Genomic DNA, 26,069 nt, shown 5'->3' with positions numbered 1-26,069 from the left:
CCCTAACGACGAGGGACAGCGCACTCCGCCGGCTTAACCGGATCATGAGCACAAGCGCCGCCCCTGGCGCGTGTTCGTCCGCGAAGAAAGAGAAACGAAGACGGCGAAATCCCGCCAATGCAGCTCAACGATCCTGACGATCATTGGCCACTGATGTTTCCAAGAGACCCAATAGAAGAGCGTGAGCGCTTCTGAAGAGCCATCCTTAGAAAGGAGGTGATCCAGCCGCAGGTTCCCCTACGGCTACCTTGTTACGACTTCACCCCAGTCGCTGACCCTACCGTGGTCGGCTGCCTCCCTTGCGGGTTAGCGCACCGCCTTCAGGTAAAACCAACTCCCATGGTGTGACGGGCGGTGTGTACAAGGCCCGGGAACGTATTCACCGTGGCATGCTGATCCACGATTACTAGCGATTCCAACTTCATGGGCTCGGGTTGCAGAGCCCAATCCGAACTGAGACGGTTTTTTGAGATTTGCTAGGGGTCACCCCTTTGCTTCCCATTGTCACCGCCATTGTAGCACGTGTGTAGCCCAGCCCGTAAGGGCCATGAGGACTTGACGTCATCCCCACCTTCCTCGCGGCTTATCACCGGCAGTCTCCTTAGAGTGCTCAACTAAATGGTAGCAACTAAGGACGGGGGTTGCGCTCGTTGCGGGACTTAACCCAACATCTCACGACACGAGCTGACGACAGCCATGCAGCACCTGTGCTCCATGCTCCGAAGAGAAGGTCACATCTCTGCGACCGGTCATGGACATGTCAAGGGCTGGTAAGGTTCTGCGCGTTGCGTCGAATTAAACCACATGCTCCACCGCTTGTGCGGGCCCCCGTCAATTCCTTTGAGTTTTAATCTTGCGACCGTACTCCCCAGGCGGAATGCTTAAAGCGTTAGCTGCGCCACTAGTGAGTAAACCCACTAACGGCTGGCATTCATCGTTTACGGCGTGGACTACCAGGGTATCTAATCCTGTTTGCTCCCCACGCTTTCGTGCCTCAGCGTCAGTATCGGGCCAGTGAGCCGCCTTCGCCACTGGTGTTCTTGCGAATATCTACGAATTTCACCTCTACACTCGCAGTTCCACTCACCTCTCCCGAACTCAAGATCCTCAGTATCAAAGGCAGTTCTGGAGTTGAGCTCCAGGATTTCACCCCTGACTTAAAGACCCGCCTACGCACCCTTTACGCCCAGTAATTCCGAGCAACGCTAGCCCCCTTCGTATTACCGCGGCTGCTGGCACGAAGTTAGCCGGGGCTTATTCTTGCGGTACCGTCATTATCTTCCCGCACAAAAGAGCTTTACAACCCTAGGGCCTTCATCACTCACGCGGCATGGCTGGATCAGGCTTGCGCCCATTGTCCAATATTCCCCACTGCTGCCTCCCGTAGGAGTTTGGGCCGTGTCTCAGTCCCAATGTGGCTGATCATCCTCTCAGACCAGCTACTGATCGTCGCCTTGGTGAGCCGTTACCTCACCAACAAGCTAATCAGACGCGGGCCGATCTTTCGGCGATAAATCTTTCCCCGTAAGGGCTTATCCGGTATTAGCCCAAGTTTCCCTGGGTTGTTCCGAACCAAAAGGTACGTTCCCACGCGTTACTCACCCGTCTGCCACTGACGTATTGCTACGCCCGTTCGACTTGCATGTGTTAAGCCTGCCGCCAGCGTTCGCTCTGAGCCAGGATCAAACTCTCAAGTTGGACTTGAAACCTTGAACCGGCTGATCACAACGTTTGACGAGGTCCCACCATTGTTGGCCCAAGTTCTTTCGAACCGGAACTCAACCTGCTGCCAGCGATTCACATCGCGGGCAACGATGGTGTAACCTTTAAACGTGTACCGCCGAAGTCTTTCGTCCGATCTCGATCCACCAAAGCCGAAGCTTCAGCGGGCGAGACCCGCAAGGACTCCGCCGTCCACGTTTCTCTTTCTTCATCTTTACTTGTCAAATAGCCCGGGATCCGAAGAACCCTCACTTCCATTTCTGGAAGCCGGTGACGCACTTTCACAGACGACAAATAACAACCGATGGCTACCGGCTGTTGATTCGCTCAACCTAGTGAGGAGCTTCACCGAAGCGACGGTATGCTTTGGTAGGTCCAAAGCGGCGCCGCGTTCAGTGGGCGGTTTATAGTCTCACTCCCCGGCGCTTGTCAACGCCCATCGTCAACAAATTGTAGCATTGACCAAAACGATTTCGCGGCGCGAAAAAGCCCTGCGAAACGCCGTACTTGAGCCACATTCCTGCGACGTTCTCAGGGATAAGTAAGTCTTGAATCGCTGATTGCCAGGGGCATCAGGCACTCGGTTAAGTCCAGGAACCAGGTAGCTCTAGCAAGCGGCGGTCTGTCCACGATCGCATCGCCGTGTCCAAGCGACCGCAATGCATCGCGGGTTCAGGCGCTATTTGATGTTCGCGACCAAGGGCCCAACCGGCCGGAGTCCTGAGCATCAGACACGCGGATCTTTCGTCTCTTACTTGCTTTGGGGCGTCGGACGCCGCCGCGCGCAGGAACATGACGATTGCAGGATTTTGGGGGACGACGGATTTGAATACGGCGCGCGCTGGACATAAAGGACGCGAAACCGGCCTCATTGACCTCGGTCATGAACCCCCGCTTTCCGCGGACGGATCCGAAGCCGCCGTTATCGATCGCCGCCGCGTCTCCGTGCAGTGGTTCAGCGGCACCATCCTGACAGGCCTTTGCGGCGCGGCTCTCATCGGCGGCGCCGTTTTTGCGTCGCTCGACGGTGAGACCACTTTTGCGCAGGTGGCCGAGCGTGTCGAAGGCGGGCTTCGCGGCTCGTTCGGAACCGGTGATCATCAGGCCAGCCTTCACAAGGGCGATCGCCTGCCACCGCCGAGCGAGGCGACCGCTGCAAGGCAGGTCATCCGCGTCTCCACCGTGACACGTGCCGGCAATCGCGACGTGATGCGGGTCCGGCCCTTCGTTCGCGTGTCAGGCAACCTGTCGATGGCGACCGGTGATCTCAGCGCACGCGTTCCACCGTTCAACGCACAGCGCCTGCTGGCGGACGTCGGCGGCACCACCCGCACCACTTCGGAAGACGCAAGCGCCGCGGCGGCGGCCGAGCCAGACGCCGAAGTTTCCTTCGTGACCCGTGATCTCGCCTCGATCCTGCCAAAGGCAAAGATCGCGGCAATCCTCCCGATCGATGAAGTCTTGATGCGGGTGCGCGACGCCTCGAATTGGCGCGGCAACAGCGGTGTCCGGTATACGATGGCCGACGCTGCGACGGACGCGCCTGGCGCGACGTCGAGCATCAAAATGGCCTACGCCGCTGAAGGCGGCGTGGACCCTTATGCCGGATTCGAGGCCCGCATCGTCCCGGAAAACGTAACGCTGCTCCCGAAAACCAGCGAACAACTCACCGGCGGCAATCCAATAGGCGAGCGGGTACACCTGGTCAGGAGGGGCGATACGATCGTCTCGGTGCTGCGGGACCAAGGCGCGACGCCGGACGAAGCGCGCGCGATCGCGACCACGCTCGGACCTCGCGGCCGCGACGGCGGGCTGCGGGAAGGCCAGAAGCTGCGTATCATGATGGCGCCCGCAACCTCCGACCAGCGACTCGTGCCCTACCGCGTGATCGTGGCAAATGATTCCGTCATCGAGGCTGTCGCCGCACTGTCGGATCTCGGCAATTACGTCGCTGTCGACGTCGCCAGCATGAATTCGGTCGCCGATGTCGCCGACAGCAGCGACAACGACGATGGCGGCGGAGCCCGGCTTTATCAAAGCATCTACGAGACCGCGTTGCGGGACAAGGTTCCGCCGGCGGTCATCGAGGATATGATCCGCATCTACTCCTATGACATCGATTTCCAGCGCAAGGTCCAGCCGGGCGATTCATTCGACGTCTTCTACGCCGGAGACGATGAAGGAACGCCGACGACCGAAAAGAACGAAGTGCTTTATGCCTCGCTGACCGTGGGCGGCGAGACCAAGAAATACTTTCGCTTCCAAACCCCCGACGACGCGATGGTCGATTATTATGATGAAACCGGCAAGAGCGCGAAGAAATTCCTGGTTCGCAAACCGGCTGCCAGCGCGGTCATGCGATCAGGCTTCGGCACCCGCCGTCACCCGATCCTCGGTTACGTGAAAATGCACACCGGCGTCGATTGGGCGGCATCTTATGGCACGCCGATCTTCGCCGCAGGCAACGGTGTTGTCGAAAAAGCGGCATGGGAAGGCGGCTACGGCAAGTATGTCCGTATCAAGCACAATAACGGCTATGAAACCGCCTACGGCCACATGTCGGCCTTCGCCAAGGGTATGGAGCCGGGCAAGCGCGTCCGGCAAGGGCAGGTGATCGGCTTTGTCGGTTCGACCGGCCGCTCCACCGGGGCGCATGTGCACTACGAAATTCTCGTCAACGGCCGTTTCGTCGATCCAATGCGCGTCAGGCTTCCGCGGGGACGATCACTTAACGGCACCATCCTGGCCAGCTTCGAGAAGGAACGCGACCGGCTCGACGCGATGATGAACAGCCGCAACACGGTCGCCAGGGTCTCGGATGCAGCGGGCTCGCCTGCCCTGCCGCTGCCTCGGCAGGTTTCGAACCGTTAGAGCATTTTCCGGCGAAGTGGATACCGGTTCGCCGTAAGAAAACACGTTCAATCAAAAAACTTGCGCGTATTCTGATCCAAAACCGGTATCCACTTTTGCGGAATACGCGCTAGATCACGATGGTTTTGGATCGAATCGATCCAAAACCATGAACGTGATCGATTCCAACATTTTAGAGCGGGATGCGGGCGGAAAACCGCTACACACTTTTCCTCATCCCGCTCTAGCGGAAATCGCACGCGATCCGGCAAGGATCATCCGGATCCGGGCATGACCGACCAACGCAAGCTGCTGCGGGCCATCTTCGACGCGACCGTCGCCGCCGCGCATCCCGACACCATCCTTGCGGCGCATCTGCCGCCGCTGCCTCACGGCCGCGTCATCTGCCTCGCCGCCGGCAAAGCCGCCGCCGCCATGGCCGCGGCGGTGGAGCGACACTATCTCGACGCTGTCGGTCTCGATCCCGTCCGGCTTGCTGGCCTCGCCGCCACCCGTTACGGCCACAGCGTACCGACGCGTCGGATCAGGGTGATCGAGGCCGGCCATCCCGTGCCGGATGAAGCGGGCTTGCGCAGCGCTGACGCCAGCCTGACCCTCGCGAGCGCCGCGACAGCGGACGATCTGCTGCTGGTGCTGCTTTCGGGCGGCGGCTCGGCGAACTGGATTGCGCCCGTTAACGGCGTATCGATCGCTCGGAAGCAGCAGGTCACCAAGGCCCTGCTCCGCTCGGGCGCCCCGATCTCCGACATCAACACGGTGCGCAGGCACCTGTCGCGGATCAAGGGCGGACGGCTCGCGCGGGCGGCCAGCCGCGCCGAGATCGTCACCCTGGCGATATCGGACGTGCCGCGCGATGAACCGACCGTCATCGCTTCCGGGCCCACCGTGCCCGACCCAACCACGCTGGCCGACGCCCGCGCATTGCTCACAAAATACAGGATCGTATGCGACGATGCTGTCAGCCGCGCCCTCGACGATCCCGCCAACGAAAGCTGCAAGCCCGGCGACGCCGCCTTTTCCCGCGCCCGCTTCGAGATTATCGCACGGCCAAGAACCTCGCTCGACGTCGCCGCCAGACTCGCGCGCGAAGCCGGCTTTGAGGTGCTCGACCTCGGCGCTAATCTCGAAGGAGAAGCGCGCGACGTCGCCGCGGAGCACGCGAAACTCGCGCTGGAGGCGCGCGCCGGCGGCCGCAAGCTCGCTATCCTGTCAGGCGGCGAGTTGACGGTGACGGTTCGCGGCAACGGCCGCGGCGGACCCAATCAGGAATATGCGCTGTCGCTTGCGGCACGGCTCAAGGATGCATCCGGCGTTTCCGTGCTGGCGGCCGACACCGATGGCGCCGACGGCGGAGCAGGCGATGCCTCAGATCCCGCCGGCGCGGTGATCGATACCAGCACATTCAGGGCGATGCGCGCGTTCCAGCTCGATCCCCTCGCCTATCTCGCCGACAACGACGCCACGGCTTTCTTCGCCGCCACCGGGGATCTGCTGCTGACCGGCCCGACGCTCACCAACGTCAATGACCTCCGGGTCGTCCTGGTTGATGCCACCTGATTGGCGCGGCGATAAGCGTTTCCTCACGCCGGCTCGTGCTCCTGACAGATCGCGCCGCTATCGGAATCGGAGAGCGATTCACCGAGCGCATTGCAGTGATGCGGCGAGGCGCTGCCCGGTTTGGCGTTGTGGCGGAAATGCCTGCATGTGCGGCAAACTCCGAAGGCGCGTCCGCCATTCCGCGCGATCGTTGACGACAGGATGTCCTGCAGGGTCGCCAGCAACGCGCCGGCATCGCCGCCCGTCGCAGCCGCGATGTCGTCCGCCAGCCTCCGCAGCGGATCGTCTCTCAATACAGCCTCGCCGCGCCGGGTCAGCGCCAGTTCAACCGAGCGGCCGTCGCGGCGGCTGGATTGCCGCGAAGCCAACCCCTTCTGCTCCAAGGCAATCAAGGTTTGGGAAATGGTTCCGCGAGTCGAGCCGGCGTAACCGGCCAGCGCCGCCGGCGTGCGCGAAAAACGGTTGGCGCGGGACAGGTAACGCAACGCCTCCCACTGCGCAGGGTTGAGCCCTTCGACGTTAACGCCGCTGCGCGCCAGCCGGTCCAGACGGCTGATCAAATACGCCGCCTCTAGGGCCGTCCGTGAAAACATAGTAGCGACTCGCTATTTTTTATTGACGAAGCTACGATCATCCTCCATCCATATAGTATCGACTCGATATTAACAACGAGGAGCCTACGGATGCCCAATTTCTCGACCAACATGGCCATCATCCTGCTGCAAGGCGCGCTGGCGACCTCCGCTCTCGCCCATGATATCCGCGCCAAGCCTGATGCGGCCGTGCCGCCGGCGTTCGACGTCACCAGCGCCTCGGCCTCGACGGACGGACGGCTTGCCACCTTCGCCATGGAAGTCAGCGGCGACGCCGGTTCGCTGAGGCCGCAAAAGGTCGGCAAGCTCGCAGGCGCCAAGGTGGACGCCTACGTCTGGCCGACCAAGCTCGATCCCGCGACGGTCGGCTTTGCGAAAGGCTCCGGCATTCTCGCGCTCGCCATCACAGCGCACCCGGATTTCGACGACACGCCGCTGTTCGACGAAAATGGTGACGGCGACCCGACCAACGATGGCGCCGACTGGCATTCGCACTGGGTGGTGCTGGCCAGCGACAAGGCATGCGCCGGCGGCCTCAAGGTGCTCGACATCTCGCCGGGACAGGACCTGTTGCCCGCGACCGCGCCCGGCCTGCCGCTCGCCCTGGACAGTCCCGGCATGAGCCCGATCCTCAAGGGCAAGACGGTGCGCATCACCGTGCCGGTGAAAGGCGCGGAAAATGTCAACTTCGATGCCGTCGCCGCGCATTTGCAGGTCAATGAAACCGGCAAGGCGCCGCTACTGTGCGTCACCGGCACCTACAAGGTCGCTTCCGGAAAGCTCACGCTGCCGGGCGTCATCACCAAAGAGAAAAAGAAGTAGGCTGCCGACCGGCCCGCGCTACGCCGAAACCAGCGCAGGCTCTTCGTCGTCGGCCAGATCGTCGAGCGGCACATAGGTGCTGAGCGGCCTGGTTGATAATGTGATCGGCTTGCGCTGGCCGTGCGGCGACCGAACATGGGGTTGCCGGGCGTTGCGCGACAGCGCGAACAGCGTGGAACCAACACGGCCACCGAGCACGATCAGATCGCGCTCCGTGCAGCTTGACGCGACCGCCAGAGCCAATGCGTGCAAATGGCTCCGGCGGTAGCAGAACAGCGCCAGCATCGCTCGTACATCCGGAGCTACGCTGGCAATCAGCTGAGGCAATCCATGCTCGCTGGCTCGATACATGGCGCCCAACAGATCATCCTTGATCGGGCATATGTCGTTCTCGAAAGCGTCGGAGCTAGACATGCGCAACTCTCCTCACCTCATGAGGATGCAACGCAATTCCCTAACGAGCAGTTAACCACGCCCACGAAGTCGATCCGGGCGGGCTTGCATTCCGGTTCCGAATCAAGCCGCAGACCATGCCTTGATTCGCCGGCGGACGCCGCCCACTGAATTACGTACTGCGAGTCACGCGTTGAACGCCATGACGATCGCAAGGCCAAATCCGGTGAGATGATGCAATGTCTGATCGACGCCGATCAGCGTCCAGAACCATGGGTGCTGATGGTCCTGCGTCACGTCGAAGGCGGAAACGCAGATACCCTTGGCGCGATCCACGACGAGATGAATCGCGAAATCGATAAAGGCGATGAACCAGAAGCGCGGCGCGATAACGAGAATCAGCGCCAGCGCCAGCGCCAGATGCACGAGGCAGTGCGAGAGCAGCGGCAAGGCCCAGCCGGTCCTTTGATCCTTGCCGACGGCCATCCAGGAGTTCTGCAATACAAAATCGGCCAGCACATGCTTGACGGTCAGCACGACCATCCAGCCAACCAGCGGGCCCACTGCGATCGACGACGATAACGAAGGAAGTAGCACGCGAACGCCCTTAATCTAGAGCACGATTCCGAAAAGTGGAAACCGGTTTTCGAAACAGATCATGCTCAAACAATCTATCTAAATGAGAGTCTTTCGCTCCCGACAGAATCAGAGGCGAGGCCTTATAGTATCGATTTGACGCGTTTCTACACGCGACCGGATTCCATCCTCGGGTCAAGCCCGAGGACTTGCTTCGCTCGAAGACATTATAGGAAAACTGCACGAGCGTTCCTGCCCGCGAGATCGATTCACCTCATCTTTATGACACCTCCCTGAAGCGGATAAACTTGTTCATCTGAAACGCTACGAGAGTGACGAGCCCACGGCCCGGAGATGCCAGCCAGGACATGCCAGAGTGCGTGGCGCTCAATCGGCCCTCCGATCGTCAGCCCCGGTGCGCTCCCTTAGTCCCGCGATGACACGCTTCAACGAATCCTGTCGAGGATCATGCTCCACGGCCGCGCGCGCCTCGGCGATTGCGGCGCCGAGATCAGGACAGAGTACCGCGCCGTCGAAGGTCGGTTTAACAAGGTGATCGATGATCAGATTCCAGTCCCGCAAATTCTGCGCATAAGCAGCACCATATCCCTGCACCATCTCGGCCGTCGAAACCACCGCCGCGACCGCGGCAGGCTGTTTCGCCAGGCTGCGATCGATCATGTGCAGCCAGCGCTCGACCCAGACACGCTCATTGGCATATCGGAGAGACGACAGCCGCCATCGCCTGAGCGAGGCCAGGATCCGGAGACAGCGCAGCCGGAAGCCGCTCGCGGTGCTGAACCGCATGGTCACCGGCAGGCGCCGCCAGCCCAGATAATCCAGCACGCGGATCATCGGGTCAGCTCCCCTTTTCGGCAGCAACGACGTCAGCTCGTCGAGATACAATTTACGAACGTCAATCGAGGAAACATGCGGGCCTTTTCGGATTTCGGCAAGCTTGAGCTGCGCCATGCGGAGAGGATCGTCGTATGCCATACGCGCGGCCATTAGCCGCGCGATGTCGGCAAACACTTTATCGTCGATATTGCGCCGACCAATGAAGCGCCGAAGCCGGTCGACATAGAGTTGGGCGTAACCCGGCCCCTGATAATCGATCAGGCGTTTCACGCCATCGACCGCTACGAGCCTTGCGTTTTCAGGCATGTCGGCCGGCAACGTCGGAATCGGATTGTTGCTCTCGCCTGAAACCTTGGCGAACATCAAACGGATGGCGGGAAGTACGTCCGCGGTTTTGCTTCTGCCGAAGTTCATGCGAGCTTGGGACTCATGGCCGGGGGCGCCGCGGTTTCGGCGAGCCGATCTTCGAGCTTGCCGATGTTCTGAAACAGCCGCGCGCTGGCCAGCCGCAGGAAATAGAAGCCGAACTCCGGATTCTGGACGTAAAGCTCCTCAACCTGCCGATAGCTCACGCTGAGCACCGTGCCGCTTTCGATGCACTCCAGCGACTGGGTGCGTTCGTTGCTGGGCGACAGCATGCCGAGTTCCCCGACGAGGGCCCCGATCGGCAGTTCGATGCCGGACTCGACCAGACGATAGCGGCCGCTGACGATGTAGAACATCGTCTCCGCCTTCTCGTTCTTATAGAACAGCATCTCGCCGGCCTCGCACTTGCGCTTGGTCATGAAAGGCTTCAGCCAGTCCATCGAGAGATCGCCGTTGACGGACTTCTTCACTTCGCGCACGAGCAGGAGCATCTGGTGCAGGCGATATCCGTTGAGGAAGAACAATCCTGCATGAAGCCCGAACTGCAGGAAATTGTGAAGCGGAAGCGCCGTGATCATCAGCATGAGATTGGCCAGCATGCCGAAGACACGGAGCGGGATCATGGTCCGCATGGTGTAGGTGGCGACCACGAAGAACGAAGCGGCCACGCCGCCGACGGTCCCGAGATGCTCGGCTAAATGTGATATGTCCATGGCAATCCAGCCAATTTCCTGACGTGATGGAGACGCGTAGCGATCTATAGGGAAGACAGCGGAAGTTATACTGAATTCTATCCAATATCCCGGCAAAAAGCGCGCCAACCGCAGAGACCCGCCACCTGCCCCATGGGTGTGAAGCACAACGGACCACATCAATTTGTGTCGAAAGCATCGAACCGTGGGAGTCTTTCACCACCTCATGGAAACCGTGAAAGACTCTATCATTATGTTTTGACGCGTTTTCTTCACGCGAACCGGATTTCGGCTCGCTCGAAAACGCTTTGGAGACGAGCGGCTTCAATCCGCAGCGAAGAGAACTTGTACGCAGCCGGGCCGGGCGTTTAAGCTCGGCCGCCTGCAACACCTCCTCCGCCCGGTGAGCGGCGCTGACGTGGCATGCGGGGGAGGCGGATGGCCAAGCGGACCGAAGCCAGGTGGATCGAGGAATTCCGGCGCGGATGGCGGGGCGTGTCCGAGCCGCCGGCGGCTTTGGGTTTCGGACTCGCAGCCGTCTGCCTGATGCTCGCCACCGCCTTCCGGTTCGGTATCTCGCTGCTGCACGCGGACGTGCCCTACGGCGCATATCTTCCCGGGGTATTTGCCGCGGCCGCGTTCGGCGGAGAGCGGGCTGGAATTGCCGCCGCGATTGGCGGCGCAGCTCTCGGGCTGATGCTGAATTTCGGCGAGGCGCCACAAGCCGTCGCCGCGGCGATACTCATGGCGGTCTATTTCACCGTCGCCGCGCTCATCATCCTCGGGGTGCGGCGCCATCGTTCGCTGGTCGTGCATCACCGCGAACTTACGACCGAACTCGAGAAGGAGCAGCACTATCGCGAACTTGTGGTGGAGGAGCTTCGCCACCGTCTCAAGAACAAGCTCGCCACCGTCCACGCCGTGACCAAACAGGCGCTTCACAATTATCCGGAGGCCAGGACCAAGATCGACGGCTGCATCAACGCACTCGCGACAACCGATGACCTGATCGCGCGCACCGACGACCGTGGCTGTGACATCCTCGAGCTGCTGCGGTCAGAGCTTGGCCCCTACGGCCATGTCCGGTTCACGCTGAACGGCGATTCCCTCTTTCTGCCGGCGAAGCTCGCGGTGAGTCTGGCGCTGATGTTTCACGAACTCGCCACCAACGCCGCCAAATATGGTGCGTTCTCCACCCCGCATGGCCTGCTCAACGTTTCCTGGACCGTAACAAACGGCACGCTCTCAATCGTCTGGGACGAATCGGGCGGACCGATGATTACGGCGCAGGGCAAGCCGGGATTTGGAACGCAACTCCTGAATGCCGGCCTGCGGGGATTCGGCGGGAAGGCGGAGATCGCATTCCTCGGCACCGGGCTGCACTGCATCATGCAATGCCGGATCGATCCGCCGCCGGCCGATAAGAAGGCGGAAACTTTATCCGAACCGTAGTTCCTGCAACGGGGCCCGAGCATCCGCGAACTTGCCGCGGCGCGGAGTGGGAACGCAACGGAAGTCTGCCGGTTCTAGTCAATGTTGCGCTGCGAACGCGCAACGGCTCGATGATCTGGACAAGGAGTTTCCACATGCGAAAGTACATTCTGGCCCTCGCTGCCGCGATTTCCCTCGGCGCGGCCGCTCCGGCGGTTGCCTATGACTCCGGGAGCCTTCTCTCGATGCACGACGCCCTTGACGTTGCGCTCAACGCCGGACTGATCTCGGTTTCAGACGCGGAGTTCGCCGGCTATGAGTGGCAGATCGACGGACGCGACGCGGCCGGCCGGTATATGGAGGTCGACGTCGACGCCACGACGGGCGCGGTACTGAATATCAACCGATAGTCATTAGTTTGGAGGACATTCGGAGTTGCGTGCGCCGCGCGGGCACTCGCAGCGCGGGAAGCATTGTTACCGGCGAGGCTGAATGTCCACCGACTTCACGCGGGGCGACAGCAGTATCGGTCCGTATCGCAACACGAAAAGGCCGAAGCTGCCGATCCACAGCACGGCTGATATCTCGATCAACATCGCCGACGAACCGCCATCCCAGGCAGCGACCCGCGCGATGGCGGCGAGGATCACCAGCAGATAGATCAGGCCCGTGATCCGATCCGCTGTGAGGGCGCGTCCGGTGTGGCCGAGCGAAACGCGGGTCATGACGCCGAGCGTCATCGTGCCGATGGCACCGGCGGTCAGCGCGTGGATCGCAGCGGCCTGAGGCACATGATCGGCCAGCATCGAAGCGCCAAGCAATGCCGCACCGATAATGACCCACAGGTATCCGGCGTGAAGAATAGTCAACAGCGGTTCAGCGCCGACGGCCGGGCCCCGCCAGCGCCCGAGCCGCCAGAGATTCAGCGCGGCGGCGACAAGCAACAACCAGCCGAAAGGCCAGCGCTCAGGAAAGAGCGCCCATCCGATCATTCCGGCAAGGAGGGACACGAGCGCGAGGCTATCGACGTGGCCGTGCGCGGGCGGAAGGCGGGAAGCATTCTGCCTGATGAGCCAGTTGCGCGTGAAACTCGGGATGATCCGGCCGCCGACGACCGAGATCAGAACGATGATCGCGGCCAGTCCGAGACGCCATCCAAGACCCACGGACAGGGAAGAACCAGACAGCTCCAGATACATAAGAAGATCGGCGACGCCGAGCATGGCGACAGGGATCGGCATGATCATGTTGCGCCAGTTGCGGCCCGCGATGATTTCGCGAGCGACAACTCCGCAAAGCACGAACGGGAAGGCCAGATCGATCGCGGCCGCCAGCCCGAGCGGGAACCACGCTGAAACGAGACAGGTGACGCGACCCGCGAACCATAACATCACGAGCGCGGCGAGCAGCCGGCCGCTGATCGGCGGGCGGCCGGTCCAGTTCGGAATCGCGGTCAGCAGAAAACCGGCAATCGCCGCCAGGACGAACCCGAACAGCATTTCATGGATATGCCATGTGAGCGGATCGAAGCGGCTTGGCAGCGTGAGCCCGATCGTGAGCACGGCGATCCATCCGGCGAGCGCCACCGCCGACCAGATGCCGGCCATCAGGAAGAACGGTCTGAAGCCGATCGTCCAGATCGCCAGCGGCTCCGCTTTCGCGTTCTCCACGTCCGACATGGCCATGCGCCATCCCTCATCGTTCCGCGCGACCATATCAGCAAATGCGGAGTGATGGCGCGGTCAGGGATGTGTATCCTTGATGCCTGCGCCTGAGGTTGCGCGGGCGCAACTTATCTTGCAACACCGCTTCGCCAGTTCAACAAGGTCGCGAACAACTCATCGCGCGAAAACGGTTTCGAAAGTCTGGGCCGATCCGAATATTCCGTCGGGAAGGACGTGTCGCCGCTATAGCCGGTCACGAAAGCAAACGGGATCTTCAACGTCGCCAGCAGTCTGGCGATCGCAAAACTGTTCTCCTCAGAAAGAGCGACATCGAGGAGAGCGAAATCCGGAGCGCGCTCTGCAATCATGGCCAGCGCCTGCGCCACGTTCGAGGCGGTCCTGGCCAACGCCACGCCAAGCTCCGCCACAGTCTGCTCGAGATCGATCGCGATAATGACATCATCCTCAACGATCAGCAGGTCGCGAGGGACGCCGGCTGGCGCCGAAGCCGGACCATCGGGAACAAGGGGATGCATAACTTCCATAAGCATCGTCCGAGGGACACAGCCCTAGACATGATCCGGTTTCAAGCGCGGAACCAACCACGGCGACGACGCCCTGTCTGTTCACTTCTGCACATAAAATATCAGGCGCATGCGTTATGGAACTCTGATAGGGGGACGCAGCATGGCCATACAGCAGGACACGAACCGTCAGAGCCGACCGTACAACAACCTTCTGCGTCGGCTTAGCGACGCGGATTTCGCGCTGATCAAGTCCAGCCTTGAAGTCGCCCGCAATGAAGGCGACGACCTGCTTTACAATCCCGGAGACGATGTCGAAACCGTCCACTTTCCCTGCGGACCCAGCCTGGTGTCCTATCTCGTCCCCAACGAGGACGGGCGCGATGTCGAAACCATTCTGGTTGGACGGGAGGGAGCGGTCGGCGGCATCGTCAGCCATGGCCATCTGCCCGCCTATACACGAATTACGGTCAAGGTCGGCGGGCTGTTCGTGCGGTTGCGGGTCGCGAAACTGGAATCCGCGAAAACAAAATCATCCACGCTGCAGAACCTTTTCGCGCGTTATGCCGACTGCATGCTGGCGCAGGTCTTTCAATCCACTGCCTGCAACGCCATCCATTCGATCGAGCAGCGCACGGCCAAGTGGATCCTTTCGGCGATGGAGCGCACCGGCAGCGAACTCGTGCCACTGACCCATGAGCAGTTGTCGACGATGCTCGGTGTCGGACGCAGCTATGCCAGCCGCGTGATCCAGACCTTCAAGGCGGAAGGCGTACTGGCGACCCGGCGAGGCGCCATTGTAGTATGCAACCGGGAGGCCTTGGCCAGTCGCGCCTGCCTCTGCAACGAGGCCGTGAAAGGTCATTTCGAAGAGGTTTTGCGTGGCGTTTACCCGACCGACGCGGCGCAACCTGCAAAGTAGTTCCCGCCATTGCGCAAAATGAGTTCGCCAAACGGCAATCGACGCATTGTTTTTTGACGATTTCCGGCTATATAGGGTCGCAGCGAAAACGCCGGAGCCGCATTGCGGCTGTTCGCACCTGATTCGGCATTTCAGACAAGATAGTGACACTTCAGACAAGAAGTGCCATCTCGGATCAAGAAGTGGCAATGACCTGGCCGGAAGCGAAGAATCCCTGACCGCTTTTGCCGCGTGCATCGACCACGCCGCGCCCTTCTCGTAACCTTGAAAATCCCCGTTAATTCAAGACCGCAGCCCCAAATCCGGGCCATGCGCGGTTTTTCCGATGAAGAAGAATCAACCCATGAACCTCCGTAACGTCGCGATCATCGCCCACGTCGACCATGGCAAGACCACCCTGGTGGATCGCCTGCTGCAGCAGTCCGGCACCTACCGTGACAATCAGCGCGTGGTCGAGCGCGCCATGGATTCCAATGACCTGGAACGCGAGCGCGGCATCACCATTCTCGCCAAGGCCGCATCGGTGCAATGGAACGACATCCGCATCAACATCGTCGATACCCCCGGCCACGCGGATTTCGGCGGTGAAGTCGAGCGCATCCTCAACATGGTGGATGGCGCGCTGGTGCTGGTGGATGCCGCCGAAGGTCCGCTGCCGCAGACCAAGTTCGTGGTTTCCAAGGCGCTGAAGGTCGGACTGAAGCCGATCGTCGTCATCAACAAGGTGGATCGCCCGGACGCCCGGCCGACCGAGGTCATCAACGAGGTGTTCGACCTGTTCGCGGCGCTCGACGCCAGCGACGAACAGCTCGACTTTCCGATCCTCTACGGTTCGGCCAAGCAGGGCTGGATGGCGGATAGCCCGGAAGGCTCCCAGGATGCCGGAATGCAGCCGCTGTTCGACCTGATCGTCCGGCATGTTCCGCCGCCCCAGGTGGAGGACGGACCGTTCCGCATGATCGGGACGATCATCGAGGCCAATCCGTATCTGGGCCGCGTCATCACCGGCCGAATCTCCTCCGGCATGATCAAACCGAACCAAAGCGTCAAGGTTCTGGCGCGGGACGGAAAGCTGATCGAGCAAGGCCGAATCTCCAAAATCCTCGCCTTCCGCGGCCTTGAGCGCACGCCGCTCGAGGAGGCGACGGCCGGCGACATCGTCGCCATCGCGGGGTTGACCAAGGGAACCGTGGCCGACACCTTCTGCGATCCCGCCGTGGAGGAGCCGCTTCCGGCGCAGCCGATCGATCCGCCGACGGTCTCCATGACCTTCATGGTCAATAATTCGCCGCTGGCCGGTACCGAGGGCAGCAAGGTGACGAGCCGCATGATCCGGGACCGATTGCTGCGCGAATCTGAAGGCAATGTCGCGCTACGCGTGACGGAGGCCGCGGACAAGGATTCGATGGAGGTCTCCGGCCGCGGCGAATTACAGCTCGCGATCCTGATCGAGACCATGCGGCGCGAGGGATTCGAACTCTCGGTATCGCGGCCGCGCGTGGTCCTGAAAAAGGACGAGACCAGCGGCGACTGGCAGGAGCCAATCGAGGAGGTCATGATCGACGTCGACGAGGAGCACTCCGGCGTCGTCGTGCAGAAGATGAGCGAACGCAAAGCCGAGATGATGGAAATGAAGCCATCGGGCGGCAACCGGCTGCGGCTGGTTTTCCACGCGCCGACCCGCGGCCTGATCGGCTATCAGGGCGAGCTTCTGACCGACACCCGCGGGACCGCGATCATGAACCGCCTGTTCCACGGCTACGCGCCCTACAAGGGCGACATTCAAGGCCGGCGCAACGGGGTGCTGATCTCCAATGAACAGGGCGAGGCCGTGGCCTACGCGATGTTCAAGCTGGAGGATCGCGGCCCGATGATGATCGAGCCGGGCTGGAGAGTCTATCGCGGCATGATCGTCGGGGAGCACACGCGCGACAACGACCTTGAAATCAACGTGCTGAAGGGCAAGCAGCTCACCAACATCCGCACCACGTCGAAGGACGAGGCGGTGCGGCTGACGCCGCCGATCAAGATGACCCTCGAAAAGGCGCTGGCCTATATCGAGGATGACGAACTGGTCGAAGTCACGCCGAAGTCGATACGTCTGCGCAAGAAGCATCTCGACCCCAACGAGCGCAAACGCGCCGAGAAGACCAGGGAAATGGTGGCGTAAGTATCAGGCGCCGATGTTTCGCTGCCTGCACGGGTCCGCGGCGATGGTCGCGGGCATAACATATCGATCGCATCCTTTATTACGATCTGCCCGCCGGTGAACTGAAATGAGCGAAGCATCTGCCAAATCGCTTGATGACGTAAGAGCCTCGATCGTTCAGGCGCGCGCCTTGATCTTCGATGTCGACGGAACGCTCGCCGAAACGGAGGAGGCTCATCGTGAGGCCTTCAATACCGCATTCGCCGAAGCTGGCCTTGATTGGCGCTGGGACCGCGCTCTCTACAAGGAATTGCTGCGTGTGACCGGCGGAAAGGAGCGCATCCGCGCATTCGACGTTTCGCGAAATGGCGCGTCACCGCAACTGTCGGATCCCGAGGTCGCCGAACTGCATCGAGCCAAAACCAAGTTATACGCCGAATTGATCACCAATGGCGGCTGCTCGCTTCGGCCGGGCGTTCATGCCCTGCTGGCCGCGGCGCGAAAGCGCGGGCAGTCTTTGGCGATCGCGACCACCACCTCGCGCGCCAATATCGATGCGCTGCTTACGGTCGCGTTGGGCAAGGACTGGGCACAGCGGTTTGTTGCCGTTGTCGCCGGGGACGAGGTGCGAAACAAGAAGCCCGCGCCGGACGTCTATCTCAAGGTTCTCTCCGAACTGAATCTGCCGGGATCGCAGTGCCTCGCTATCGAAGATTCCGGCAACGGCCTGGCTTCGGCATCGGCCGCCGGAATTCCTGTCCTGATTTCACGCAGCGCTTATTTCAGCGACGACGACTTCTCTGGCGCGGCATTCACGATCGATGATTTCACGTTCATTTCAGACGAGCCTGACCACAACGTAAACGCGTAATCGAGAGAAGACGTCTCATCGATCCGGTCTTGAGTAAGAATGCCGCATCGCCAGAACGCCCCTCAAAAGACGCTTCTTTCAATCATTCATCATCTCAGCACGTCCGGCCGGAGCCGCCCTCGCCTGACGCCTCCATCTCTGGCGACGATATGACTTTGCGGGAGCGGCGCGTGGCTTGAGGCCATTCCGACGCCGCGCGTCCGCTCCAGACTTTTCGCCGGGCGGCGGCTGATGGCGGGGATGGCTTGAAATCCAGAAGCTGACGCATTCGCGGCAGGCATACCCGCTTCGCGTCGAAATGCTCGATGACGAACTGCCGCGCAGCCTCCTTGATGGCGGAAAAACGATCCGGCTCCTGAAGCGCTTCAACGACCCGCTCGGCCAATTCATCGACAGCGAAAAAGGGAACCAGAAGACCGTTGTCTCCGGAGCTGATGATCTCACGCACCGGCGGCGTGTCCGACCCTATCACCAGACAGCCGGCGCTCATTGCTTCCAGCGATGACCATGACAGCACGAAGGGATACGTCAGATAGACATGCGCTGATGATACCTGAAGGCCGGCGAGAAAGGTGTTGTACGGAACGCCGCCCAGAAAGTGAACGCGTGACATGTCCAGCCGGTCACGCACCTCCTGCAGGAAGATTGACTTCCAGGTGCTGCCCGGCGGCGGCGGAATGCCATAGGACAATCCATCCCTGCCGATAATAACAATCTGCGCGTTGGGCCGACGCCTCAATATTTCCGGGAGCGCGCGCATGAAGATGTGATAGCCCCTGAGCGGTTCGAGATTGCGCACGACAAATGTCACAATCTCATCCGAACGGCTGACCTCGCGGCCGTTCGGAAGCGTCAGGCGCGCCTGCGCGTCGGGCCGCACGCGCGATGTGTCAACTCCTTCATGAATGACCTCGATCTTGCTTTGATAGTGCCTTGGAAAAGTCGATCGCTGCCAATTTGTCGGCGAAATTCCGACATCACAGTCAGCTAGAGCGAGCAACGTCGTCGCGTTCTTCAACTGCAACCCGATATGGCCGTCGAGGCCCGAGATCGGAAACTCCGGATCGAAGCCGATGTCACGGTCTTCGGCGCCGTAGAAGAACTCGCAATAGACCAATTGCCGCGCCTTGGGAAACATGGTGCGCAGCGGCAGTGTTTCACCCCATCCGGGATGAGCGAGGATGACATCCGGCGCGAATCCTGATGTCGCCAGCGTTGAAAGACTGTAGAGCACCTGCTCGGCGCGACGGCACTCACTGTCGAAGCGTCTGGCGAACGGATGCGTCCCGGAAAGGTCAGAGTCAGGCAGAGCATATTTAATCAACTTGACCGAAGGCATCGGATGCGCGTGAGATGCACCGATCGCGGCAAGTTCAAAGCCTGGCTCATTCGCCAACGCGGCCGCGAGATGACGATACTGCGCCGGGAAGTTATTATGAACGAATAAAATCTTCATCGGCATGTTGACCTCTGATTGATCGCGATGAAAGCACGCGCGTCTTTATTTAGTAAAAGCTTTCCTCGCCGGTGCATTCAAAGACAATCTCGTCTAAATGTGCGCGCGTTGACAGGTTCCAAATAACTCGACGCCTGTTCATTCAGCTTTCGCTTCCGTCTGACATCTTCCTGCCCTAAAAGTCGTCGAATAGTCGACAGCAGGTGGACATGAATTCCGAAGTCGCCGACTTACTCATAAGTATGGCTAGGAATGGTATGGCTAGGAATGGCTAGCGCGGGGCGTTCGCGATGAGGCTCAAATTTACACAGCATCCTTCCGATTATCTTCCGCAGATCCAGCACGCGGATTTGAGCGACATCGAGGATGCTCCGGATTCCGCCGACAGCATTGCGGATTCCATCACGCTGCTGAAAGACGAGAACGATCGATTGCGCAAGATGGCCGCCTCGCTGAGCGTGGAGGCAGAAGACATCAGACGATCTCTTTCACCTGCGAAATCGACCATCCTGCTGGTCTGACCTCTCGCCGGTGCGTTTCCGGAGCCAGGTGTTTCGCCATGGCTGACATGAGAGCAGGCCGCATCGATGCCATGAGAGTATTTGATGTCGCCCGCCCTCTTTTGTTTTCTTAAGTCGAGGCGGGCGATCGCGGGACCGGTAACTTGAGTATGGATTGTGTCGGGTTTTTGACTCTCCGTCCGCTACTTCAGGATTAGCGGATTGTTCAAGGCAGGCGATGGTGGTGGTGGATTGACGCGACTGAGGGAGGCGGCCGGTGGATCTGTTTCGGGGGAAGATGAATGAGGCTGAGCAACAGAGGGCGCTGAGTCTCGACCGCGGACTTTTCTTCATCAATTACAAGAGCGCCGAAGACTCCGTCTCGCCGCCGCGCGTGATCGTCGCGCCGGCGAAGGGGCATGAGCGCCACATGGAGATCATCCTGCATCCGGATGCGACCGAGCCGACATTGTACAAGCCCAATTCCGGACTGGTGGTGCGGGTTAACATGCCCGCGACTTTGCAAGTTCAGGTCCAGCCAACGAAACCTGGGGGATCGCGCTCCGCCATCGTGCGCGTCGAACAGATCCAGGCCGGCGGAATTCCCTCCGCGACGGATTCAGACAGCGGCATGGGGCCGCATGTTGCAACGGAAGGCCTGAAGGTGCTCGGTCACGTCGCAGGCCGCGGCGACATTGTCGTTGGCCCCAATGCGTGGATCGCGGGCCCGGCCGCGCCGTCCCGCGTGGAGGGCGTGGCGCTGGAATGGCCCGACAAGCCCTTGAGCGTCGATATCCGTTACGCGGTCCAGCTCGCCAACGGCCAGACCGGCAGCGGCCGGATGGTGCCGCTTGGCGCTTATGCCGGCACCCGCGGCCGAGCCCTGCCCCTGACCGGTGTGGTTCTCGAAATGAGCGGCACGGATGAGTTGCGGTTCGTGGCCGAGGCAGGTTTCCTGAACGCGCCTACCCTCCGCGCAGTCGGCAGGCGCGTGGTTTTGTCGGGCCCGACCAATCGCGAGCCGCTGGTCGGCATTCGCATCGGCATCGAGCGTAACGCGACCGCGGAGGTAGCTGCGACGCCTGCACCACCACCGTCGCGCAAACCTTCCGGTGGCTCACCACGGGTGCGGGTCTTCCGTAGCCAGCAGCGCCAGATCGGCGCCGCCCGATAAAAGTCCGCGGCGGTTTTTCGGGTTGCCGCCTGAAGCAACGGCGGATTTGAAGCCCGGCCAGCCGTCACGGGTCAGGACGCCAGCAGATGGTTCTCGGCCCCGTCACTGACAATCAGGAACGCGCTGAACGTTCTACCCGTGTCATGCTTGAGCGCATGGCCGCGCAGGCGCTGAACTCCAGGGACTACCTCGCGGCGTTCAAATACGCGGACCGGCATTGCCGGATCGATCCGTCATCGGCTGCCCATTGTTTCGTCCTCCGCGCGGAAGCGAACTGGAAGCTCGAACGCAAGGAAGCGGCCATGGCTGATTTGGCCCAGGCGCTTCTCGTCGACCCATCCGATCTTGCCGCCAATCGCAGAATGCTCGCCTGGTCCGCCACTGGCGCTCGACGGCGTACCGCCGCCATCAGCCTGATCGCTCGCGACAACAATCCCGCGGTCCTGCGCCTCGCCATCGAGGAACTCCGAAGGGCGGGGCATCGGCATTGGGCCGCCTGTTCGGTATTTGACGATCACGTGACGGGCTGGATCGCATGGACTTTGGCAAACGCCGTCGAAGTGAGCGTTGGAGTTGAGAACAGCGCGCTGATCAGCCGGATCGAACCGGATCCGTTTCACCCTTTGGCCAGCATCGACGTTCAGGCGGCAGCCTTCCTGGCTCGGCGACCGGCGTCGCGAGCGCCCCAGACGCTGACGCTGACATGCGACGGCGAGGTCTTCCGAGTCCGGCGGCTGGCGCCCAACCTGTCGTCTCCACCTGCTTCGTCAAACCGGTCGCGCCGCTCAACCGCGCCACAGCCCGACACCTTGCCACCCACTGTTATCGTTCCGGTATACCGGGACGTGGCGGCAACGCTGGACTGCTTTGACAGTCTCATCAAGGCGCGCGCATCGCGTGCGGCCGGCAAGCGCGCCTTTCGCATCATGGCCATCGACGACGCCAGCCCTGAGCCTGAGCTGCGGCGTCATCTCGGCGAGCTTGCGGCCCGTGGCGCAATCGATCTCCTCGCGAACGAGAACAATCTCGGCTTCGTCGGCGCGATCAATCGTGCGCTGGAGAACGTGCCGGCGGGCGACGTCGTGCTGCTCAATTCGGACACCATCGTGCCGCCAGGCTTCGTTGAAAGACTGGCGGACGTGGCGCATTCCGCGCCGGATATCGGCACAGTCACTCCCCTGTCGAACAACGGCGACATGTTTTCGTTTCCCGTGCCTAACAGGCTCAATCCGATGCAGAGCTATGACGGTGTTCTCGAAATCGACGGGATCGCGAGCATCGCCAATGCCGGTGATGTCACCGACGTGCCCAGCGGCATCGGCTTCTGCCTCTATGTCACCCGCGGCTGTCTTAAGGCCATTGGCGCGCTATCGGAGCACTTCGAACGAGGCTATCTTGAGGACGTCGATCTCTGCCTGCGCGCGCGCGACAAGGGTTTTCGCAACGTCTGCGCACCGTCGGTCTATGTCGGGCATCACGGCTCGAAATCGTTCCAGCACGAGAAGCGACGTTTGGTGCTTCGCAATCTTGAGGTGCTGGACCAGCGATTTCCCGACTACCGGCGGGAATGCCGCGCGTTCGAAATCGCGGATCCGCTGCGGCCGGCGCGTGCGAGGCTCGACCGGGCGCTGACATGGCCCCGCCAGCCTTCGGTGCTGATTCTCGGCCATCGGCGGAAGTTCGCCGTTGCCGAGGAGCGGGTTCGCCAACTCCGCCAGCGCGGCGAGCGCGCCATTCTCCTGTCGCGTGAGCGAGATGTCATTCATGTCCGTGCCGCGGATGGAAGCAGCCCCCAAGCCGTTCAGTTGAAGCTGGACACCGAGACCGGCATCACCGAGGCGGCAGGCGTCATCACACGGCTGCACCCCGAGCGCGTCGAGGTTTTCGAACCGAGCCCGTTACCCCGGCTTATCGATCTGATCCGGCAACTTGGTCTTCCGGTCCATCCGTGGCTCACGACCGGGACTTTGAGCGAAGCGATCACTTCGCTTCCCGGCGAGGTCCCGCTTTTTGCTCCCGGCAGGATCGCCCAGGCGTTTGCGAAGGCTCGCTGGCCCGGACGCAAAATCATCCTTCAGAACTGGCCGACCCGTCCGCTGACCCTGAAGCCGGTCCATCGCGCGCGCCGATCGCTCGCCATCGTACCGTCCGCGCCATCGCCTGCATCCTTCCGCATGATGCGACGCTTGGCGGATGGCTTGCGGCGGAGCGCACCGTCCAGATCGGTCATCGTTGCCGGCGTGACCTGTGACGATGACCGTCTGATGTCCTGCGAGAATATTTTCGTGACCGGCAAGGTCGCGGCCGACGAGATCGGCGATGTGCTGGCCCCGCATAACCCTGGCTGGCTGCTGACGGATTTCGATGAGCCGGCATTCGGTCATCCTTTGATCGAGGCCGCGAGACGAGCCTCGATACCCGTCGCATACCGCGACTGGTCAGCCGGGTCGGTCAAACCGCGAAAGGCTGATCTTGCCATCCCGTCAGACACGGACGAGGAAGAATTCATCGATGCCGTTATCGCGTGGGCCGGACTACCCTGAACATGACGCATGTCATCCGGTCCCGCAAGGCAGAGATCGCCCAGCCGAGGCTGGTGAGCCGGCTCGCGCTTGGTGCCGACGGCACCGTATCCGGTTTCGTCTTCGATCCGGAAGCGCCGGAACGTCGCTTCACGATCGACATCCTGCTTGACGGTCTAGTCCTGAAGACCGTCCACGCCGATGCGTTCGCGCCGGAATGCGCTGAGCCGGACCGAAGCAACACTTGCGGCTTTGCCGTGAGCGTTGACACCGACCTGCTCGATGCCGCGCGCCATCTTTCCGCGCGCCTCGCCAATCTCGAAACTCCCGTCGGTCAGTCAATCGACCTTGAGAATGACACAACGTCTCGATCCGATCTTCGCCCGACCTGCAAACTGCGCTGGCTGGGCGGCCTGCACTTTCACGGGTGGATCGACAGCGAGGCCATCGTCACGCTGGAAGCGATCGTCGACGGAGAATCCGTCGCGCAGGTCCGCGCCACGGCCTGGACCCACATCGGCGGCGATGCCGAGGGAGGAGTCTCCCGCAACGTCCGCGCCTTTGATTTCCACGTCCCGCAGCGTCTCGCCGACGGACGAATCCATCGAATCCTGCTGCGAAAGGAGGATGGCGACCGGCTTCCGGCGGCAGCCACTTTCGTGGCGTTTCCCGACGGCCTCGCCGGAATGATTGACGTCATCGGCGGCTATGCTGCCGAGCGGTTGCGCGGTGAGCTTTACGACAGGCTTATTCCGGCCTCGCTGCCGCTACATGACTATGCCGGCTGGCGCGAGCGCTTTCCGCTGCCGGAGCCTCAACCAAGTTCGCTTCGGCTGGCCGTGGTGATCGCTGGAAGCTCCGGCACCCAACAGACGATCGCCAGCCTTGAAGCGCAAAGCCACGAGAACTGGACCGCCGGCGCAATTGACGGTGAACCGCTGTCGATCGACGGCGACGCCCTGCTGGACTTCCTTGAAGACGCCGCACCCGATACAAGCCACATCGTGGTGACGATGGCGGGCGTGTCGCTCGAACGAACCGCGCTTGCGCGCATCGCGGCCGCATTCGACTCTCATCCCGATGCGCTAGCGATCTATGGCGACCTCGACTTTCTCGCTGACGATGGTCGCATCTGGCCGCTGGCTTTTCCCGCGTTCGATTACGAGCGATTGCTGGAACAGGGATATTGCGTCCATCTGTTCGCGGTCCGGCGTGAGGCATTGCTTGCGGCCATCGAGGCGGCACGGCCGGACAGCCTCTACCGCCTTTTCAACAGCCTGCTGGATCAGATCGGCCCTCGACAGGCAGATATCCTGCACCTGCCGGGCGCGTTGGCGACCATGCCGAGGCTCGATCGAACGACAGCCGGCGCGCTGCTGTCCGCAGCCAGCCAGTCGCACCTGCGGGCTCGCGGAATTCATGCAAGCGTGACCCGTGAGACCGGCAATTTTTTTCCCGCGGTTCGAATCAAGCGGCCGGTTTCGCGGCAGCGCGTGACGGTGATCATCCCGACGCGCGACCGCGTTTCTCTTCTGCAACGATGCCTGGAGACCATCCTGCCAGCCGTTGAACGCTGCCACGCCGATATCCTCGTTGTCGACAACGACAGCGCGCATCCGCAGGCGATCGACTTTCTTTCCGATCTGCCGCGGCGCGGCATCCGGACGTTGCGGGTCGAGGGACCATTCAATTTCGCAAGGCTCAACAACGAGGCCGCCGCGACGCTCGACAGCGACATCCTGTGCCTGCTCAACAACGACATCGAAGCAAGCTCCGACGACTGGCTCGAGGAGATGCTGACTCGCCTGGGCGAGCCGGACGTCGGTGCGGTCGGCGCGCTCCTGACCTGGCCGGGCGGCGTCGTTCAGCACGGTGGCGTGGTGCTGGGTATAAACTTTTCGGTCGCGCATGCCTTCACGGACCGGCTCAGCGGTGATCCGGGTTTTCTCGATCAACTCCTCGTGGCGCACGAATGCAGCGCGGTGACCGCGGCGTGCCTTGCGACAAGGCGAAGCGACTATCTCGCCGTCGGGGGAATGGACGAAGCCCGCTTCGCGGTGGCGCTCAATGATGTCGACTATTGCCTGCGCCTGCGCGAGGCCGGCAAGCGCATCGTCCTGACACCGCACGCGAAACTGGTCCATGCCGAGTCCGCCAGCCGGGGGAGCGACAACCGTGCCGACCGGCGGGGCCGGTTCGAACACGAACTCAATCTGCTGCGCGCGCGCTGGGGCGAATTTCTGAATGAAGATCCGGCTTACAATCCGCAATTGTCACGCGACGGTGTGCCGTATAGGGGCCTGGCATGGCCACCGGGGCGACGAGCTCCCCGATACAATCATCCGCCGGTCGCGCACGATCTGCCGTTGGGATTTTGATGCGTTTTCTTCACGCGAACCGGTATCC

At 61.5% G+C, this 26,069-nt stretch carries 20 protein-coding genes, 1 tRNA gene and 1 rRNA gene (1 of these 22 only partly in view); 12 read left to right on the top strand and 10 right to left on the bottom strand.

Annotated features, from left to right (window positions below; genetic code table 11):
* Positions 1 to 2, bottom strand: a tRNA-Ile gene (locus NWI_RS02950) (it extends 75 nt beyond the left edge of the window).
* Between the two features lie 207 nt (positions 3 to 209).
* Positions 210 to 1,698 (bottom strand): 16S ribosomal RNA (locus NWI_RS02945).
* Positions 1,699 to 2,514: 816 nt separating this feature from the next.
* Here NWI_RS02945 and NWI_RS02940 point away from each other — a divergent pair.
* Together NWI_RS02940 and NWI_RS02935 are read left to right on the top strand one after the other, a co-directional pair.
* Positions 2,515 to 4,593 carry a M23 family metallopeptidase gene (locus NWI_RS02940; RefSeq protein ID WP_011313895.1) on the top strand — a complete coding sequence of 693 codons (2,079 nt, stop codon included), beginning with the start codon at positions 2,515 to 2,517 and terminating at the stop codon, positions 4,591 to 4,593.
* Positions 4,594 to 4,863: 270 nt separating this feature from the next.
* A complete protein-coding gene (locus NWI_RS02935) occupies positions 4,864 to 6,150 on the top strand; it encodes a glycerate kinase type-2 family protein (RefSeq protein WP_011313894.1) in 1,287 nt (428 codons plus the stop codon).
* Positions 6,151 to 6,173: 23 nt separating this feature from the next.
* Here NWI_RS02935 and NWI_RS02930 read toward each other — a convergent pair whose 3' ends face one another.
* The gene (locus NWI_RS02930) at positions 6,174 to 6,710 is read right to left on the bottom strand and encodes a MarR family transcriptional regulator (protein ID WP_244374955.1); all 537 of its coding nucleotides are present in this window, start codon (positions 6,708 to 6,710) and stop codon (positions 6,174 to 6,176) included.
* A 123-nt stretch (positions 6,711 to 6,833) separates the two neighbouring features.
* Between NWI_RS02930 and NWI_RS02925 the strand changes: the two genes are divergently transcribed.
* Positions 6,834 to 7,565 (top strand): hypothetical protein, encoded by a 732-nt coding sequence (locus NWI_RS02925; protein ID WP_011313892.1) that lies wholly within the window; start codon positions 6,834 to 6,836, stop codon positions 7,563 to 7,565.
* Positions 7,566 to 7,583: 18 nt separating this feature from the next.
* Here the strand turns inward: NWI_RS02925 and NWI_RS02920 are convergent, their stop codons facing one another.
* The 4 genes from NWI_RS02920 to NWI_RS02905 form a co-directional block, all read right to left on the bottom strand.
* The gene (locus tag NWI_RS02920) at positions 7,584 to 7,979 is read right to left on the bottom strand and encodes a hypothetical protein (protein ID WP_011313891.1); all 396 of its coding nucleotides are present in this window, start codon (positions 7,977 to 7,979) and stop codon (positions 7,584 to 7,586) included.
* Positions 7,980 to 8,144: 165 nt separating this feature from the next.
* Entirely contained in the window at positions 8,145 to 8,555 is a 411-nt protein-coding gene (locus tag NWI_RS02915; RefSeq protein ID WP_011313890.1) for a DUF3307 domain-containing protein, read from the bottom strand.
* Positions 8,556 to 8,921: 366 nt separating this feature from the next.
* A complete protein-coding gene (locus NWI_RS02910) occupies positions 8,922 to 9,806 on the bottom strand; it encodes a DUF6537 domain-containing protein (RefSeq protein ID WP_011313889.1) in 885 nt (294 codons plus the stop codon).
* The gene (locus NWI_RS02905) at positions 9,803 to 10,471 is read right to left on the bottom strand and encodes a Crp/Fnr family transcriptional regulator (RefSeq protein ID WP_041344699.1); all 669 of its coding nucleotides are present in this window, start codon (positions 10,469 to 10,471) and stop codon (positions 9,803 to 9,805) included. The genes NWI_RS02910 and NWI_RS02905 overlap by 4 nt, the downstream gene beginning before the upstream one ends.
* 417 nt (positions 10,472 to 10,888) lie before the next feature.
* Here NWI_RS02905 and NWI_RS02900 point away from each other — a divergent pair, with 417 nt between their 5' ends.
* Together NWI_RS02900 and NWI_RS02895 are read left to right on the top strand one after the other, a co-directional pair.
* Positions 10,889 to 11,902 carry a sensor histidine kinase gene (locus NWI_RS02900; protein ID WP_011313887.1) on the top strand — a complete coding sequence of 338 codons (1,014 nt, stop codon included), beginning with the start codon at positions 10,889 to 10,891 and terminating at the stop codon, positions 11,900 to 11,902.
* 134 nt (positions 11,903 to 12,036) lie between these two features.
* Positions 12,037 to 12,291 carry a PepSY domain-containing protein gene (locus NWI_RS02895; RefSeq protein WP_011313886.1) on the top strand — a complete coding sequence of 85 codons (255 nt, stop codon included), beginning with the start codon at positions 12,037 to 12,039 and terminating at the stop codon, positions 12,289 to 12,291.
* A gap of 66 nt (positions 12,292 to 12,357) precedes the next feature.
* On the opposite strand, the gene NWI_RS02890 is transcribed toward NWI_RS02895, so the two are convergent.
* A complete protein-coding gene (locus NWI_RS02890; RefSeq protein ID WP_011313885.1) occupies positions 12,358 to 13,566 on the bottom strand; it encodes an NnrS family protein in 1,209 nt (402 codons plus the stop codon).
* 107 nt (positions 13,567 to 13,673) lie between these two features.
* On the bottom strand, positions 13,674 to 14,096 hold the full coding sequence (locus NWI_RS02885; RefSeq protein WP_011313884.1) for a response regulator: 423 nt from the start codon (positions 14,094 to 14,096) through the stop codon (positions 13,674 to 13,676).
* A 136-nt stretch (positions 14,097 to 14,232) separates the two neighbouring features.
* On the opposite strand from NWI_RS02885, the gene NWI_RS02880 reads away from it, so the two are divergent.
* The 3 genes from NWI_RS02880 (at position 14,233) to NWI_RS02870 (ending at position 18,011) form a co-directional block, all read left to right on the top strand.
* Positions 14,233 to 14,991, top strand: a complete 759-nt coding sequence (locus NWI_RS02880) for a Crp/Fnr family transcriptional regulator (RefSeq protein WP_011313883.1) — start codon at positions 14,233 to 14,235, stop codon at positions 14,989 to 14,991.
* 343 nt (positions 14,992 to 15,334) lie between these two features.
* Positions 15,335 to 17,161: a translational GTPase TypA gene (gene typA, locus NWI_RS02875; RefSeq protein ID WP_041345328.1), complete on the top strand. Its 1,827-nt coding sequence runs from the start codon at positions 15,335 to 15,337 to the stop codon at positions 17,159 to 17,161.
* A 106-nt stretch (positions 17,162 to 17,267) separates the two neighbouring features.
* Complete coding sequence (locus tag NWI_RS02870) at positions 17,268 to 18,011, top strand: HAD-IA family hydrolase (protein WP_011313881.1); 744 nt, start codon at positions 17,268 to 17,270, stop codon at positions 18,009 to 18,011.
* 94 nt (positions 18,012 to 18,105) lie between these two features.
* Here NWI_RS02870 and NWI_RS02865 read toward each other — a convergent pair whose 3' ends face one another.
* Positions 18,106 to 19,473 carry a glycosyltransferase gene (locus NWI_RS02865; protein WP_011313880.1) on the bottom strand — a complete coding sequence of 456 codons (1,368 nt, stop codon included), beginning with the start codon at positions 19,471 to 19,473 and terminating at the stop codon, positions 18,106 to 18,108.
* Between the two features lie 284 nt (positions 19,474 to 19,757).
* On the opposite strand from NWI_RS02865, the gene NWI_RS02860 reads away from it, so the two are divergent.
* From NWI_RS02860 to NWI_RS02845, 4 genes are all read left to right on the top strand, one after another.
* Positions 19,758 to 19,988 carry a hypothetical protein gene (locus NWI_RS02860; protein ID WP_011313879.1) on the top strand — a complete coding sequence of 77 codons (231 nt, stop codon included), beginning with the start codon at positions 19,758 to 19,760 and terminating at the stop codon, positions 19,986 to 19,988.
* A 277-nt stretch (positions 19,989 to 20,265) separates the two neighbouring features.
* Positions 20,266 to 21,141 carry a hypothetical protein gene (locus tag NWI_RS02855; RefSeq protein WP_011313878.1) on the top strand — a complete coding sequence of 292 codons (876 nt, stop codon included), beginning with the start codon at positions 20,266 to 20,268 and terminating at the stop codon, positions 21,139 to 21,141.
* Positions 21,142 to 21,227: 86 nt separating this feature from the next.
* Entirely contained in the window at positions 21,228 to 23,684 is a 2,457-nt protein-coding gene (locus NWI_RS02850) for a glycosyltransferase family 2 protein (protein WP_011313877.1), read from the top strand.
* Positions 23,685 to 23,686: 2 nt separating this feature from the next.
* Positions 23,687 to 26,041 (top strand): glycosyltransferase family 2 protein, encoded by a 2,355-nt coding sequence (locus NWI_RS02845; protein ID WP_011313876.1) that lies wholly within the window; start codon positions 23,687 to 23,689, stop codon positions 26,039 to 26,041.
* The last annotated feature ends 28 nt before the right edge of the window (positions 26,042 to 26,069 follow it).

The organism is Nitrobacter winogradskyi Nb-255, assembly GCF_000012725.1.
Classification (GTDB): Bacteria; Pseudomonadota; Alphaproteobacteria; order Rhizobiales; family Xanthobacteraceae; genus Nitrobacter; species Nitrobacter winogradskyi.
Note: the sequence above shows the minus strand (reverse complement) of the source record. Positions and strands in the feature narration are given on the sequence as shown.